Annotated in this window: 12 protein-coding genes; 10 read left to right on the forward strand and 2 right to left on the reverse strand. The window is 57.1% G+C overall.

Translation table 11 applies throughout. The annotated features are described in order from the left end of the window. Together araA and H9S92_RS12980 are read right to left on the reverse strand one after the other, a co-directional pair. Nucleotides 1-1,322: L-arabinose isomerase (gene araA / locus H9S92_RS12975; protein WP_187467138.1), on the reverse strand; the 1,322-nt coding region annotated here is incomplete at its 3' end. Nucleotides 1,323-1,443: 121 nt separating this feature from the next. After that, on the reverse strand, nucleotides 1,444-3,129 hold the full coding sequence (locus H9S92_RS12980) for a ribulokinase (RefSeq protein ID WP_187467139.1): 1,686 nt from the start codon (nucleotides 3,127-3,129) through the stop codon (nucleotides 1,444-1,446). Between the two features lie 280 nt (nucleotides 3,130-3,409). Between H9S92_RS12980 and H9S92_RS12985 the strand changes: the two genes are divergently transcribed. From H9S92_RS12985 to H9S92_RS13030, 10 genes are all read left to right on the forward strand, one after another. Further along, nucleotides 3,410-6,640 (forward strand): S41 family peptidase, encoded by a 3,231-nt coding sequence (locus tag H9S92_RS12985; protein ID WP_222936094.1) that lies wholly within the window; start codon nucleotides 3,410-3,412, stop codon nucleotides 6,638-6,640. 109 nt (nucleotides 6,641-6,749) lie between these two features. Continuing rightward, nucleotides 6,750-7,364 carry a TetR/AcrR family transcriptional regulator gene (locus H9S92_RS12990; RefSeq protein WP_187467140.1) on the forward strand — a complete coding sequence of 205 codons (615 nt, stop codon included), beginning with the start codon at nucleotides 6,750-6,752 and terminating at the stop codon, nucleotides 7,362-7,364. Between the two features lie 230 nt (nucleotides 7,365-7,594). Continuing rightward, the gene (locus H9S92_RS12995; protein ID WP_187467141.1) at nucleotides 7,595-8,113 is read left to right on the forward strand and encodes an RNA polymerase sigma factor; all 519 of its coding nucleotides are present in this window, start codon (nucleotides 7,595-7,597) and stop codon (nucleotides 8,111-8,113) included. 8 nt (nucleotides 8,114-8,121) lie between these two features. After that, the gene (locus H9S92_RS13000) at nucleotides 8,122-8,553 is read left to right on the forward strand and encodes a DUF2141 domain-containing protein (RefSeq protein ID WP_187467142.1); all 432 of its coding nucleotides are present in this window, start codon (nucleotides 8,122-8,124) and stop codon (nucleotides 8,551-8,553) included. After that, nucleotides 8,550-9,854, forward strand: a complete 1,305-nt coding sequence (locus H9S92_RS13005) for a TolC family protein (protein ID WP_187467143.1) — start codon at nucleotides 8,550-8,552, stop codon at nucleotides 9,852-9,854. The genes H9S92_RS13000 and H9S92_RS13005 overlap by 4 nt, the downstream gene beginning before the upstream one ends. 39 nt (nucleotides 9,855-9,893) lie before the next feature. Further along, nucleotides 9,894-10,835 (forward strand): HlyD family secretion protein, encoded by a 942-nt coding sequence (locus H9S92_RS13010; RefSeq protein WP_187467144.1) that lies wholly within the window; start codon nucleotides 9,894-9,896, stop codon nucleotides 10,833-10,835. Next, a complete protein-coding gene (locus tag H9S92_RS13015) occupies nucleotides 10,822-11,721 on the forward strand; it encodes an ABC transporter ATP-binding protein (protein ID WP_187467145.1) in 900 nt (299 codons plus the stop codon). Before H9S92_RS13010 ends, H9S92_RS13015 begins: the two co-directional genes overlap by 14 nt. A gap of 38 nt (nucleotides 11,722-11,759) precedes the next feature. Beyond that, complete coding sequence (locus H9S92_RS13020; protein WP_187467146.1) at nucleotides 11,760-12,476, forward strand: ABC transporter ATP-binding protein; 717 nt, start codon at nucleotides 11,760-11,762, stop codon at nucleotides 12,474-12,476. A gap of 113 nt (nucleotides 12,477-12,589) precedes the next feature. Further along, nucleotides 12,590-13,693, forward strand: a complete 1,104-nt coding sequence (locus tag H9S92_RS13025) for an ABC transporter permease (protein WP_187467147.1) — start codon at nucleotides 12,590-12,592, stop codon at nucleotides 13,691-13,693. Nucleotides 13,694-13,737: 44 nt separating this feature from the next. Next, a complete protein-coding gene (locus H9S92_RS13030; RefSeq protein ID WP_187467148.1) occupies nucleotides 13,738-14,853 on the forward strand; it encodes an ABC transporter permease in 1,116 nt (371 codons plus the stop codon). Nucleotides 14,854-14,909: the final 56 nt, after the last annotated feature.

Below are 14,909 nucleotides of genomic sequence, written 5' to 3' on the forward strand. Positions count from 1 at the left end.
ATCCAGGCGGCAACGCCCGTTTCCATGTCGGGGTGGGTTTCCCAGAGGACGCGGGCGACGGGCAGCTTGGGCAAATCGGCCGCCGGCGGGTGGGCGGTGACGGTGTTGAGGACCAGTCGGAAGCGGTCGCCCATATCCACGACGGACGCATTGAGGGCAGGACCTGCGCCGCCGGTGAAGACCAATCGGCAGGGATCGGCCTTGCCACCGATGCCCAGGGGGTGGCACTCCAGGCGGGGCTTATCCGCAGCAATGCTCGGGCAGATCTCCAGCATATGGGACCCCAGCACCCGCTGGTTGCCGGGCTCGAAGTGGTAGGTATAGTCTTCCATAAAACTGTTGCCACCGGCGAGGCCTTCGCCCATCACCTTCATGGTGCGGACGAGCGCGGCCGTTTTCCAGTCGCCCTCCCCGCCGAAGCCGTAGCCCTGGGCCATCAGGCGTTGTACGGCCAGGCCGGGGAGTTGCGGCAAGCCGTGCAGGTCTTCGAAGGTATCGGTGAAGGCCGTGTAGCCGCCTTCGCGGAGGAAATCGCCGATGCCCAGTTCGTTGCGGGCGCTGACGAGCAGGTTGCCCCGGCGGTCTCCCCCCGGCTGCACGTTGGCGGCCAGGGTATACGTTTCTGCGTATTCTTCCAGAAGGGTTTTGACGCGGCTTTCGGAGACGGCGTTGATGCGTTCCACCAGGTCCCCTACCCCGTAGCCATCTACCTCGTAGCCGAAGGCCATCTGGGCGGCTACTTTATCGCCGTCCGTCACCGCCACCTTGCGCATGTTGTCGCCAAAACGGGCCACTTTCATTTGGCGTTCACTGGCCCGGCCGAGGGCTACGCGGGCCCAGCTTCCCACCTTACTTTGCACCTGCGGCCGCGCCCAATGGCCCACAATGACCTTACGATCCAGCCCCAGTTTGGTACAAATATGGCCGAACTCCCGACCGCCGTGGGCGCTCTGGTGCAGGTTCATATAGTCCATATTGATCTGCGCGTAGGGGATGTTTTCGAAAAACTGGGTGTGGAGGTGGCACATCGGTTTGGTGAGCACCTGCAGGCCCCGTATCCACATTTTGGCGGGCGAAAAAGTGTGCATCCAGCAGATGATGCCCACGCAGTCGTCGTCCATTTCCGCGGCGCGGATGGTCTGGTAAATCTCGTCGGAACCCGTCAGCACGGGCTGCCAGCGGACCGCCGTCGGGATCTCCGGGTTTTCACTCAGTGAGTCGGCCACTTTGCGGCTGTTTTCGGCAACTTGCTGGAGGGTCTCCGGACCATAAAGGTGTTGGCTGCCCGTAAGGAACCAGATGCTTTTCTTGGAAGTATTCATGTTGAATTTTTGCTATTTCTTGGCTGCTGTGGGAGTAGCCATTGGCGTTAGGATAGGTAACAGAATGGGGCGCGGACGCAGGTGCTCCCCCCCGACCCCCCGAAGGGGGGAGTTTGTTGGACTAATGAGCGAGTTGCTCCGCTGCTTCGCCCAACTGCCGATAGCGGGCGTAGCCTTGGTCGTAGCCCGCAACGCGGTCGGCCTGGGGATGGTATTCCGCGTCGAATCCCCCGGCCATGGCAGCCACTGCGGCGGGGATATCGGGATAAAGCCCCGCCCCCACGGCGGCGAACATGGCGGCCCCCAGCGCGCAGGTCTGTTCGGAGGTCGCAATCCGGATGGGCCGGTTGAGAACGTTGGCCATCGTCTGCATGATGAAGGGCGACTTTTTCGCTACGCCGCCCAGGCCGATGATGCCCGCGACGGGAATGCCCTCGGCGACGAAGCGTTCCACGATGGCGCGTGCCCCGTAGCAAGTGGCTTCCACGAGGGCGCGAAAAACGCGGGGGGCGTCGGCCCCCAGGTTAAGGCCAGCGATGGCGCCTTTGAGGCGTTGGTCGGCGTCGGGTGTCCGCCGGCCGTTGAACCAGTCGATGGCAATGACTTCTCCGCCCGGCGGCAGCGCGGCGGCGGCTTTGCTTAGTTCGGGGATGACGGCGGCGCGCACGTTCTGGATGAGTTGTTCGCGGAGTTCGGGGGTCAGGCTTTCGTCTTTGGCCAGGATGTTCTCCAGGGGCCAGCTGATGAGGCGGGCGAACCAGGCGTAGACGTCGCCAAAGGCGCTTTGCCCCGCTTCCATGCCCATCATCCCGGGGATGACGGAACCATCCACCTGCCCGCAGATCCCCTGCACCTGCGTCCGCGCCCCTACGTGATCAGCCGGTACAACCAGCATGTCACAGGTCGAAGTGCCCATGACTTTGGAGAGGTGGAAGGGCTCGATCTGCCCGCCGACGGCCCCCATGTGGGCATCGAAGGCACCGACGACGATGGGGATGCCCGCCGCGAGGCTCAGCTTTTCCGCCCACTCGGCGGAAAGGTGGCCAGCTACTTCGTCGGAAGTATAGGTTGCTTCAAAAAGGCGGTCGCGCAGACCCGCCAGCAGAGGGTCCAGGGCCACCAGGAATTCCTCCGGCGGCAGGCCACCCCAGTCGGGATGCCAGAGGGCTTTGTGACCAGCGGCGCAGCGGCTGCGTTTCATGCTGCCCACGTCCTTGCCCCCGCTGAGCAAAAAGGGAATCCAGTCGCAGTGTTCTACCCAGGAGTGGGCCGCAGCCGCTACCCCGGCGTCGGCGCGGGTGACGTGCAGCAACTTGGCCCAGAACCATTCCGAGCTGTAAATGCCGCCTTCGTACTGGGTGTAATCCGTCGGCCACTTTCGGCAGAGGGCGTTGATTTCTTCGGCCTCCTGGATCGCCGTGTGGTCTTTCCAGAGCACGAACATGGCGTTGGGGTTTTCGGCGAAGGCTGGCAGGAGGGCCAGGGGGGTGCCGGAGGCATCGACGGCCACGGGGGTTGAGCCGGTGGTGTCTACGGCAATGCCCATGATCTGCCCGGCCACGGACGCCGGAGCCGCCGCCAGTGCTTCCCGCACCGCCGCCACCATACTTTCGGTATAGTCGAGCGGATGCTGCCGGAACTGGTTCTCGGCGGGCAAACAGTATTCCTCCCGCTGCCAGCGCGGGTAATAACTGACGCCTACGGCCAGCTCCGCCCCGTCGGCAACAGCTACGATGAGGGCCCGGACGGAGTCGGTGCCGAAGTCAATCCCTAAGGTGTACGCTGCTTTTTCGGGTGTCTCTTCCATGTCTATCAACTTTGGGGCGAACCTGCAAGCCCCGCCTCGGCACGCTTGGCGTTTTTGCGCCAAAGGATTGCTTTTCCGTGTTTCGCGGGGTGTTCTTTCGTTAGAGGCCACAAGGTAGGTAATGCTCGGGCCTCCGCAGGATGCAAAAGCAACAAAATCTATAGGGATGGGCAGTAAAATCCCTGGGCCGCTGCGGCCGCTCGGAAAGCGACTTTGGACAGACATTTATTTTCGTGCGGGTTCCTCCTTATCTTACCCGCACCCAAACCAAGATTCCATCATGCCCATTCGTTTGCTTTTTGTTGCTGCTTTCCTCCTTGGCAGCTTAGTTGCTGATGCGCAAACGCGCTTGCTTTCCAGTCCGGCCATCAGCGCCGATCACCTGGCTTTCACCTACGCTGGCGACCTTTGGATTGCCAACCGCGACGGTTCCGCTCCCCGCCGCCTTACCATCGATGAAGGAAGAGAAGGCGCGCCCGTGTTCAGTCCAGACGGCAAAACGATCGCTTTCACCGCCCAGTACGACGGGAACTTCGATGTTTACACCGTTCCCGCTGCTGGCGGCATTCCCCAGCGATTGACCTGGCACCCGTCCGATGACGTTGTCCGGGACTTCACCCCCGACGGCAAAAACATCCTGTTTTCTTCCCAGCGGGAGGCCTTCACCAATCGCTTCAACCATGCCTTCACCATCGGCCTAGGTGGCGGCGCAGCGACACCGCTCGACATCCCGACCATCAATCACGCTGCCTACTCCGCAGATGGCAAATACCTCGCCTACACGCCGCTCGGCGATCGCTTCTCGATGTGGAAGAACTACCGGGGTGGCACCATTTCCCGCATCTGGGTAATGAACCTGGCCGATAAATCCGTCGTGGAAATCCCCAAGCCCACCGGCGGCAGCAACGACACCCAACCCCAGTGGGTCAACGGAAAAGTCTACTTCCGCAGCGACCGCAACAAGGAATTCAACCTCTTCGAATACGACCCGGCGACCAAAGCCGTAAAGCAACTCACCCAGTTCACCGACTTCCCCGTTATTAGCCTGAGCGCGGGTGCTGGAAAAATCGTCTTTGAGCAGGCGGGCTATCTCCACGAGTTGGACCCCGCGACGGGTCAGCACGCACGCATCAACGTTGACGTCCAGGCCGACATCCTCGACGTGCGGCCCTACTGGATCTCGGGCAGCGAGAACGTCCGCAGCGCCGGAGCCTCCCCTTCCGGCAAGCGACTCGTCTTTGACTTCCGGGGCGAGGTCGTTACCGCCCCAACGGAGAACGGCGACGTCATGAACCTGAGCAATACGCCCGGCGTCCACGAAACCCATCCCCGCTGGAGCCCCGATGGCAAGACCATCGCGTACTTTTCCGACGCTTCCGGGGAATACGCGCTGCACCTGTACGACAACGCAACGAAAAAAGCGCGGCCCGTTGCCCTCAACGGTACGGGCTTCTACGCCTTTCCACACTGGTCTCCCGACAGCAAAAGGATAGCTTTCGTGGACAATGGCCGCAACCTTTACGTCCTCGACGTGGCCTCCGGGAAAGTGAGCAAAGTAGACCAGGATACCCACTATTCACCGGGAGACTACCGGGATTTGTTCGGTTCCTGGTCGGCCGATGGCAACTGGCTGGCCTACTCCAAAATCACGGAGACCAACTTTGAGCGGGCCTACGTTTATAACCTTTCCAATGGCAACACGCGGGCCGTGTCCGATCCGCTGGCCAACGTAACGGAGCCGACTTTCGATCCCTCCGGAAAATACCTTTACCTCGCAGCCTCCACCGATGCCGGGCCCGTCCTCAACTGGTTCCAGCAATCGAGTAACGATATGCGCGCTACCAACGGCATTTACCTCGTAACCCTGCAGAAGGAAGTGGTCAACCCGCTCATCCACCGCAATGACCTGGAAGAGATAAAGCAGGAGGAAACGAAAAAAGACGAGGCCGAGGCCGAGAAGAAGGAAGCCGTAAAAGCCGTGCGTATAGACTTCGACGGCCTGGAAACGCGGATTGTGCACCTGCCCATCGGCCAAGGGGATTTCTCCAACCTGGCAGCGGCCAAAGAAGGGGAATTGCTCTACCTCTCCCGCACCGATGAGGGGGCTAAGATCCACCGCTACTCCCTCAAGGACCGTGAAGACAAGGAACTCCTTTCCGCCAACTGGTTTGAAGTTACGAGCAACGGCGAGAAACTTTTCGTGGGCACCAACAACAGCTGGGGGGTTACCGACATCGGCGATCCAGCGGCCAAAGACCTCAAAGCCCAGGATGCCTACGGCCTGAAAGTGAAGATTGACCCGGTGGCCGAGTGGAAAAACATCTTTTACGAAATGTGGCGCGTCAACCGGGATTACTTCTACGACCCCGGCATGCACGGCGTGGACTGGGCCGCGATGAAAAAGAAGTACGAAGTCTTTTTGCCGGAGGTAAAAACCCGCCCCGACCTCTACCGCGTCATGGAATGGATGGGTTCGGAACTGGGCGTCGGCCACCACCGCTTTGGCAGCCGGGGTACCGAGTTGAACGATCCGCCTACGGTGGGTGGTGGTCTGCTGGGAGCCGATTATGAAACGGCCAACGGGCGCTACCGCATCGCCAAGATTTACGGTGGCCTGAACTGGAACGGCGACCTGCGCAGTCCGCTCACCGAGCCCGGTGTCAACGTAAAAACGGGAGAATACCTGCTGGCCGTGGACGGTGAAGAAGTGGTGGCCACCGACAACCTCTACCGTTTCTTCGAAGCCAAAGCCGACCGGCTCGTGGAGCTGAAAGTCGGCCCCAACGCCGACGGCAGCGGTGCGCGTACGGTGATGGTCACGCCCATCAGCAACGAGTACGGCCTGCGCAACCGCGACTGGGTGGAAGGCAACATCAAAAAAGTGGATGAGGCGACCAACGGGCAGGCGGCCTACGTGTACGTTCCCAACACCGGTGGCGGCGGCTTCGAGTACTTCAAGCGTTACTTTTTCCCGCAGGTCAATAAAAAAGCCATCATCGTAGACGAGCGCTTCAACGGCGGCGGGCAGATTGCCGATTACTACATTCAGCACCTGATGCGCCCCTACCAGAATAGCTGGACCTACCGCTACGGTAAAGACCAGCACGCGCCATTGGCCTCCATTCAGGGACCGAAAGTGCTGCTGGTGGATGAAACGGCGGGCTCCGGCGGCGACCTCTTCCCCTACCTTTGGCGAAAGAACGAACTCGGGCCCATCATCGGCAAACGGACCTGGGGCGGGCTGGTTGGCGTCCTTGGCTATCCAGAGTTTATCGACGGCGGCTCCGTCACTGCGCCCAACGTCGCCTTCTGGGACGAAAATGGCTACCGGGTAGAAAACGAAGGCGTTGCGCCCGACATCGAAGTGGAGCAAAACCCCGCCGATGTGATGGCCGGCAAAGACCCCCAACTGGAACGGGCCATCGAGGAAATCATGAAGGCGTTGCAGGCCAATCCGGTGCAAACGCCGAAGCGGCCACCGTTTGAGAAGCGGGGTTCGGCGGGGTATTAGGGGACTGGCGCAAAAAACACGTTCCTTGGCAAGTGATGTAGCACCGTGCCAACCCAAATTCCAACCATTTGGTTGACTTCTCCGTTTAACTGATCAAAGCGTAGACAACATGAGCGACAAGCAGACTTCCGCAGAAGAAAACATTCTTCGCGCGGCGGAGAAGATATTTATGGAGAAAGGCTTTGCTGGCACGCGCATGCAGGAAGTTGCTGACGAGGCAGGCATCAATAAAGCGATGCTGCATTACTACTTCAGGAGTAAGGAAAAGTTGTTTCAAGTAATCCTTTCCGAGGCCATCAACGAAATATCGCCGATGCTGATGCGCAGCCTCAGTTCCGATAAAAGTGTACTGGATAAACTAGAAGATCTAGTAAGTAATTACACGGCCCTCTTGCTGAAGCGGCCCCATCTACCGCTGTTCGTCATGCACGAACTCTCGCAAAACCAGGGAAAATTCGTCGCCGACATCGCCATTAACAGCCGTACCCAACCCGTGATGCTCGCTTTTTTTCAGCAAGTCACCGAAGAATGCGCAGCTGGTAAACTGCGGAACATCCAGCCCGTCCACCTGCTGCTGCACGTCATGTCCCTCATCGTCTTCCCGTTCATCGCCCGGCCAATGGTATCGCGGGTAGCAGAACTGCCCGGAGCGCTGTTCGATGAGGTGTTAGCGCAACGCACGGAGGAGGTACTGCGGTTTCTAAGGGCGGGATTGGTGCCTTAATTAAGGGTTCGTCCAAGTTGAGCCCCTCCCAGCCCATGACCCCTTTGGCGATAACCTGCTCCGGCTACGGCTTGGCTCATTAGACGGCCTACCACTAAAAGTTAGTTGCTTTTGCCAGCGGCACTACCGTTCCGCCCGCTGCGCCCGGGTTTCAGCAGGGCATTGCAAATTTCATCAAAAGGATTAACCAAACAGTTGAACCATTTATTTAGCTGTGTCGTTCGGTGAGTATGCTGACCGTACAAGAACTAAAACAAATGGGGCAAGAGCACCTCCCGGAGTTTCGGGCGCTCGCACTACAGCTCACGGCGGACCGTGACGCGGCCGAAGACTTGTTACAGGATACCATCTTCCTGATCCTGAAGTACCGGGACCAATTTGAGGCTGGTTCGAACTTCTCTGCGTGGGTAAAAACCATCATCCGCAACACCTTCATCACGGACTACCGCAAGAAAAAGCGCCGAAAAGAGTTGCTCGACAAAGCCAAATCGCTCGAATTCTGGACGGGTGACCGGATCACGTATAACCAGGCGGAAAGCAGCTTGGGCGCAGAGGAAATTATGGGCCTGATTGAAGCATTGCCATCCATTTATCGACGGGCCTTCCAGTTGTTTTGCCAGGGCATGAAATACCAGGAGATTGCCCTCCTGACCGGCGTGCCGATAGGTACGGCCAAAAGCCGGGTATTCACCGCTCGCCAGGAACTAAAAAAACAACTCAGTCAGCGCGGCGTCCACTACTACAATTAATGCCTGATATGAATCTTTTCCAATTTTCCTGCTTCTTGGGTTGCCTGTTTTTACCTGGTATTGCTTTTTCCCAGGCTACGGTACACGTTGAGCTGGCCGATATAAAAGCAGCGGGTAAAGGGCAACTTATTGCCCTGATGTACCGCACAAGCGAGGGTTTTCCCCGTGACCATGATAAGGCTGCTTACCGGATAAGTACCACGGACTATCACAACCGGGCATCCATGACCTTTACTGGCATAGTGCCAGGGGAATATGCCATCATGGTGTATCAAGACTTGAATAATAATGGGGCGATGGACACCAACTTCATTGGAATGCCAAAGGAGCCACTGGGTTTGACCAACTTGGCTTCGATGAGCAGACCTGTTTTTAGCCGGTCCCTGGTTAAAGTGGCCCCACCATCACTGACGATAACCATAAAACTGCTTAACCAATGAGAACCATAAAGGACCAGGCTTTTTACGGAACCATATTGCTGATGGCCTTCACCTTGCTCCTCAGTCTGTTACTCAGCACCTGCGTCCGCGCCCAAGAACTTTCGCTGACGCAGGCTTACGCCCTGCTGGAGAGCAACTATCCGAACCTGCGCAACGCCGGACTGAACGACCAAATCCTTCGCGCCGACCTCGACCTGCTTGACCTGGAGCGCAAACCTGAATTGTATTTAAAAGGTGCGGCCTCGCTACAGTCAGAGACCACCAGCTTTGGCGAGGCCAGCAACTTGCCCATAAGCCTCGACCTGCCGTTGTACAACGCCCGCGCCTACGGTGAGGTGAACCATACGCTTTACGATGGCGGCCGACTGGCGGCCCGCAAAAGCATAAAAGCTGCCGAAGGACAACTCAGCAACCAGCAACTTGAAGTCGAGAAATTCAGCCTCCGCAAAAGGATTAACCAGCTTTTCCTCGGTGTCTTACTCAGCCGCGAACGGGTGGCTTTGTATGAGACTACGCTGGCCGATATCGCCGCGCGTAAAGCCGCAATAAAATCGGGAGTTGAACTGGGCGTCGTTCTAGAAAGTGAACTGCTGCAACTTAGCGTGCGGGAAGTAGAAATCACCGCCGACCGCGACGACATCAATGGCAACATCCTCCGCCTGCTCGCCAACCTAGCTACCCTCACCGGCCAGCCACTGCCAGCGGAAGTAAAACTCCGCCTCCCTACCCTTCCGTATCCTTTATCGATTCCTGAGGTCGACCGCCCTGAACTTCAGCTTTTCCAGCGGCAGCGTGCGGCAATCCTGGCCAACGAAGCGCTGATCGAAGCCGATACCAAGCCGATGGTCTCCGCTTTCATTCAAGCGGGCGTAGGCGTTCCCAATCCAGTGAATTTATTCGACACGGAAATCTCTCCGTACGCGCTCGGCGGCGTCAATTTCCAGTGGAAATTCAAAGACTGGGGTAAGGCCGACCAGCAACGGCAACTACTGCAACTGCGGTCCGCCTTAGTTGACCGGCAAAGAGAAACCTTTCTCTTCAACCTCAACGCTGAAAACGAGGCATACCTAGCTGACGTCCGACGACTTCAGCAGCGCCTGCTCAACGATCGGAAGATCGTGGAATTACAGGCAAATATCCTTACCCAGCTCGCCGCACAGCTCGATAACGGCGTCATTACGGCCACCGATTACCTCAACCAGGTTAACGTGGAACTCCGCGCCCGACAAACCCTGCGTGTAGATGAAATGCAGCTGATTGAACTGCAACTCAACTTCCTGAACGAACGGGGCGGCTTCTGATCAAAACCCACCGCTTATCATTATCGCAATTTTTTTGTTATGAAATATCCAGTGCTTTTTTTCCTGTCTCTGGCCGTAAGCGGCTGCGCGGAAGAAGCCATCCGCTCAGACGCCTACGGAAACTTTGAGGCGACGACGACGACCATCGGCGCGGAAGCAAGCGGTCGCTTGCTGCAATTTAACCTAGCGGAAGGACAAGAGCTCCGGCCCGGCCAGATCGTAGGATTGGTCGACACCACGCAACTGCATTTGCAGCGGCAGCAACTGGAGGCGCAACTCGGGACTTTCGGGTCGCAGGTCCGCTCGCCTGATGCCGATATTGCCGTGTACGAAGACCAGAAAAGCAACCTCATCCGGGAGCGCGACCGGACCAAAAGACTCGTCGACGCCAAGGCTGCTACACCCAAACAACTCGACGAACTAAACGGGCAAATCGAGGTAATCAACCAGCAGATCGTAGCGGCGCGCTCGCGGACCAACGAGGCCAACCGGGGTTTGCTGGCTGGCCGCGCCCCCGTACGGGCGCAGCTGGACTTGGTTGCTGAGCAGATCGCCAAGGCCTACGTGCGTAATCCGGTCAGGGGAACGGTACTGACCAAACTGGCGGAGGCTGATGAGATCGTCGGGATTGGCTCTCCGCTCTACCGCATCGCTGATATGGACACGTTGACCTTGCGGGCCTACGCCGGTAGCGTACAGCTCCAACGCGCACGGCTTGGCCAGCGGGTGACCGTACTGATTGATGCCGGTGAAACGGGCTACGATACCTTGCCAGGTACCATTTCCTGGATATCCGAGCGGGCGGAATTTACGCCCAAAACCATTCAGACCAAGGAGGAACGGACCAACCTGGTTTACGCCCTCAAAGTGGCCGTTGCCAATCCGGATGGTCGGCTGAAACTTGGGATGCCCGCTGAGGTCAACTTTGGTGGCGCGGACGCAGGTGCAGGGGAAAAACAGCGGAGCAATGAACGGAATTGAAATCGAAAACATCAGCAAAAGTTACGGGGCAACGCTGGCCCTTGACGCGCTGACTTTCACGGTGCAGCCCGGGGAACGCTTCGGCCTGCTGGGACCCGACGGGGCTGGCAAATCCACGTTGTTCAAAATACTGACAACCTTGTTGATCCCCGACACTGGCCGGGCGAGCGTCGCTGGCTGGGACGTAAACAAAGACTTCGCCACCATCCGTCGCCACATCGGTTACATGCCCGGCAGATTCTCGCTGTACCCCGATTTATCCGTTGCTGAAAACCTCAACTTCTTCGCTACCATCTTCGGCACGAAGGTAAAAGCCAACTACGAACTCATCCGACCGATCTACGAGCAAATTGAGCCATTCAGCAAGCGGAGAGCTGGTGCCTTATCGGGCGGAATGAAGCAGAAACTGGCGCTCTGTTGCGCCCTCATCCACCAACCCAAAGTTTTGTTCCTCGATGAGCCGACCACGGGTGTAGATGCCGTCAGCCGGGATGAATTCTGGGTGATGCTGGGCGAGCTAAAAAAAGCTGGCATTACCATTCTCGTTTCAACGCCTTACATGGATGAAGCCGCGCGCTGCGAACGTGTAGCACTGCTGCAGACCGGAAAAATCCTGGCCCTGGATACGCCCGCCAACGTAGTCAACGCTTTCAACCAACCGCTCTGGGCCGTGCGGGCTGATAACTATTACCAATTACTGCTGGACTTACGGCAAGCCTCCTTCACCGAGCGGGCGGAGGTTTTCGGTGAGTTCATTCACCTGACCACCCACACGGGCACTGACAGGGAAAGCATCGTCGCTTACGCCCAAAGCGGTGGACATGGCAACATCGTCGTCGAACCCGCCAAAGCGAGCATCGAAGATGTATTCCTTGCGCTGATGTAGAAGTCAGCAAGTCAAATCAACCATTGAACCAGCCAAATATGAACGTCATCACAGCCACCAATCTCACCAAGACCTTCGGCAATTTCACTGCCGTGGACGCTATTTCTTTTGCCGTAAAAAGGGGGGAGGTCTTCGGCTTTCTCGGGGCCAACGGCGCTGGCAAGACTACGGCCATCAAGATGCTCATCGGGCTCAGTAAACCCTCCGGGGGGTCTACTACGGTAGCGGGCTTTGACCTGACAACCCAAAGCGAAAAGATCAAGGAAAGAATCGGATACATGAGCCAGAAATTTAGTCTTTACGAAGATCTCTCGGTGCGGCAGAACATCAATTTCTACGGCGGCGTGTATGGCCTCAGCCGTAAAACGATCAGGAGCCAAACTGCCCGCATTCTTGATGAGGTCGAATTGCAGGCCAACGCCAACGACAAGGTCGGGAGCTTACCCCTGGGGTGGAAACAGCGCTTGTCCTTCGCCGTGGCCAGCGTTCACGACCCCGATATTGTCTTCCTCGATGAGCCAACGGGCGGCGTTGACCCGGCTACGCGGCGGCAGTTCTGGGAAATGATTTACGCCGCAGCGGCTGGAGGGAGGACCATCTTCGTCACTACCCACTACATGGACGAAGCCGAGTACTGCGACCGCATCTCCATCATGGTCGCTGGCAAAATTGCGGCCCTTGGCACTCCCGGCGAACTGAAACAGCAGTACCAGGCCAATTCAATGGGCGAAGTATTTCTGCGCTTGGTCCGCTGACGACGGGCAGACAAACCTTGCTTCTTGAAGCCTGATATTTTGCACCTGCGTACGCGCCCCGAAAAACAAATGGCCGCTAAAAGCCGAACAAACCAACGGCAAAACAGACTAAAATGCAATCCTACCTAGCCTTCGTCCGTAAAGAGTTTTACCACATCCTCCGGGATACGCGCACCCTGGTGATCCTGTTCGGAATGCCCATTGCGCAGGTACTTATTTTTGGCTACGCCGTAACCAACGAGTTTCGCGATGCCCCGGTTGCCGTGATCGATAACGCCCGCGACGAACTGAGCCGCGAGCTCGTGCACGAGCTGGTGTCCTCCGGGTATTTCAAGCTCGTTGACCAGCCCGCAACGGCCGACGAACTGGACGCCCTCTTCCGCGCTGGCGAGGTAAAACTGGGCGTCTTTATTCCGCCGGACTTCGAATCCGATTTCTTCCGCCGTAAACAAACTACCCTACAGTTTCTGGCCGATGGGTCGGATCCTAACTACGCCACTACCCTACTCAACTACGGGTCCCAGATCGTGGGCAATTTTCAGCAACGCCACGCCGGTGGGCCGGAGAATTACCAAGTTGGCGTGGAAATGCAATTGATGTACAACCCGGAATTGATCAGCGCCTATAATTTCATTCCGGGCGTAGTGGCCATCATCCTGCTGCTGATTTCTGCAATGATGACTAGCCTGACGATCGCCAAGGAAAAAGAGATGGGGACGATGGATTTACTTCTGGTGAGCCCACTTTCACCCCTCACCATCATTCTTGGGAAAGTAACCCCTTACGTCTTGCTTTCCATGAGTAATGCTTTGTTGATTCTCTTGCTGGGCTATTTCGTCTTCGACGTGCCCGTACTGGGCAGTTTCTGGCTGCTAACGGGTTTTTGTCTGCTCTACGTGCTCACCGCGCTTTCGCTGGGTATCCTGATTTCGACCAAAGCCAGCTCGCAGCAGGCGGCGATGATGGGTTCGCTCTTCTCGCTGCTGATGCCTTCCATGCTCCTCTCGGGGTTCATTTTCCCGATTACGAGTATGCCGTGGATGTTGCAAAAGGTGTCGGGTGTTATTCCCGCAACCTATTTCATTGAGTTGCTCAAGGGTGTGATGCTCAAGGGCTTGGGAATGCAATACCTGTGGTTTCCTACGCTTGTATTGGCCACTATGACCGTAGTATTACTGTCGTTGAGCTGGTTCAATTTTAAAATAAGAACGAAGTAATCGTAAGCGTCGAACCACTGCTAACAGACCTCAAAAAAGCCACCATGCGCCGATTGTTGTACATCGTTCAGAAAGAGTTTATCCAAATCCTGGGCAACAAAGCGATGTTGCCGTTGATGACGGTGCTGCCCATCATCCAGTTGATCCTGTTGTCGTTTGCGGCCGATAACGAAGTGAAGAACGTAAACATCAGCATTACCGACCTTGACCACTCCCAGCTTTCCCGCCAGCTCATTGGGCAAATCACTGCTTCGGAACGGTTTACGCTCATCGGTGCGCCTCCAGCCACCAGGCTTGCCGACGAAGACCTGTTGGCGGGTACGGCGGACATTGTACTGAACATACCACCCGCCTTTGAGCAGAACTTCCTGAAGGGTTGGCCAGTAAAATTACAACTGCTGGTGAATGCCATCAATGGTCAGGCCGCCACGGTTGGGGCGGGGTACCTTAATGCGATCATCCGGGATTTCAACCAAGACATTCGGCTAGAAGTCCCTCCGGGCAGGCAGTTCAAGGCTCCCCAAATTGCGATTAGTGCGGCCAATTGGTACAATCCCGAGCTGAATTACAAGCATTTCATGGTCCCGGGCATTCTGGGGGAGCTGGTCATTATTTTGGTTATTCTCCTCTCCGCGATGAACACCGTACGGGAGCGTGAAATCGGCACCATTGAGCAGATTAACGTGACGCCCATCCGGAGTTGGCAATTCATTCTGGGGAAGATGATTCCTTTCGTTTTTATCGGTATGCTATTACTGACGGTAGGCCTCACGACTGGCAAGCTCATCTTCGACGTGCCCATGGTCGGCAACCTGGGCGTAGTCTTTCTCTACTGCCTGCTTAACCTGGTCGCCGTGCTGGGCATCGGGCTGTTCATTTCCAACCTGGTCGATACCCAGCAACAGGCGATGCTGGTAGCTTTTTTCTTCGTGATGGTTTTCATCCTGATGAGTGGGCTCTTCACTCCGATTGAAAGCATGCCGGAATGGGCACAAATGCTGACCATTCCCAATCCCATTGCCCACTTCGTAGCGGTGATGCGCAAGGTCCTACTGAAGGGTAGCGGCCTGGCGGACGTCGCCTGGAATTTCCGAATAACGGCGATTTTGGCGCTAGTCTTCAACGGGCTGGCGGTGTTGAGTTATCGAAAAGTACGGTGAGCGGCTGGTGGAAGGCTGTGCTTTGAAGTGGGTTGAGTGTGGATATAATCTTGTGC

The sequence above is a fragment of the Neolewinella lacunae genome (genome assembly GCF_014349155.1).
GTDB lineage: Bacteria > Bacteroidota > Bacteroidia > Chitinophagales > Saprospiraceae > Neolewinella > Neolewinella lacunae.

What these genes read in the sequence shown, in the direction of transcription:
- H9S92_RS13020 (WP_187467146.1), top strand. Translation starts at nt 11,760, where the DNA reads ATGAACGTCATCACAGCCACCAATCTCACCAAGACCTTCGGCAATTTC.
- H9S92_RS13030 (WP_187467148.1), top strand. Translation starts at nt 13,738, where the DNA reads ATGCGCCGATTGTTGTACATCGTTCAGAAAGAGTTTATCCAAATCCTG.
- H9S92_RS12990 (WP_187467140.1), top strand. Translation starts at nt 6,750, where the DNA reads ATGAGCGACAAGCAGACTTCCGCAGAAGAAAACATTCTTCGCGCGGCG.
- H9S92_RS12985 (WP_222936094.1), top strand. Translation starts at nt 3,410, where the DNA reads ATGCCCATTCGTTTGCTTTTTGTTGCTGCTTTCCTCCTTGGCAGCTTA.
- H9S92_RS13005 (WP_187467143.1), top strand. Translation starts at nt 8,550, where the DNA reads ATGAGAACCATAAAGGACCAGGCTTTTTACGGAACCATATTGCTGATG.
- H9S92_RS13015 (WP_187467145.1), top strand. Translation starts at nt 10,822, where the DNA reads ATGAACGGAATTGAAATCGAAAACATCAGCAAAAGTTACGGGGCAACG.
- H9S92_RS13000 (WP_187467142.1), top strand. Translation starts at nt 8,122, where the DNA reads ATGAATCTTTTCCAATTTTCCTGCTTCTTGGGTTGCCTGTTTTTACCT.
- H9S92_RS12995 (WP_187467141.1), top strand. Translation starts at nt 7,595, where the DNA reads ATGCTGACCGTACAAGAACTAAAACAAATGGGGCAAGAGCACCTCCCG.
- H9S92_RS12980 (WP_187467139.1), bottom strand. Translation starts at nt 3,129, where the DNA reads ATGGAAGAGACACCCGAAAAAGCAGCGTACACCTTAGGGATTGACTTC.
- H9S92_RS13025 (WP_187467147.1), top strand. Translation starts at nt 12,590, where the DNA reads ATGCAATCCTACCTAGCCTTCGTCCGTAAAGAGTTTTACCACATCCTC.
- H9S92_RS13010 (WP_187467144.1), top strand. Translation starts at nt 9,894, where the DNA reads ATGAAATATCCAGTGCTTTTTTTCCTGTCTCTGGCCGTAAGCGGCTGC.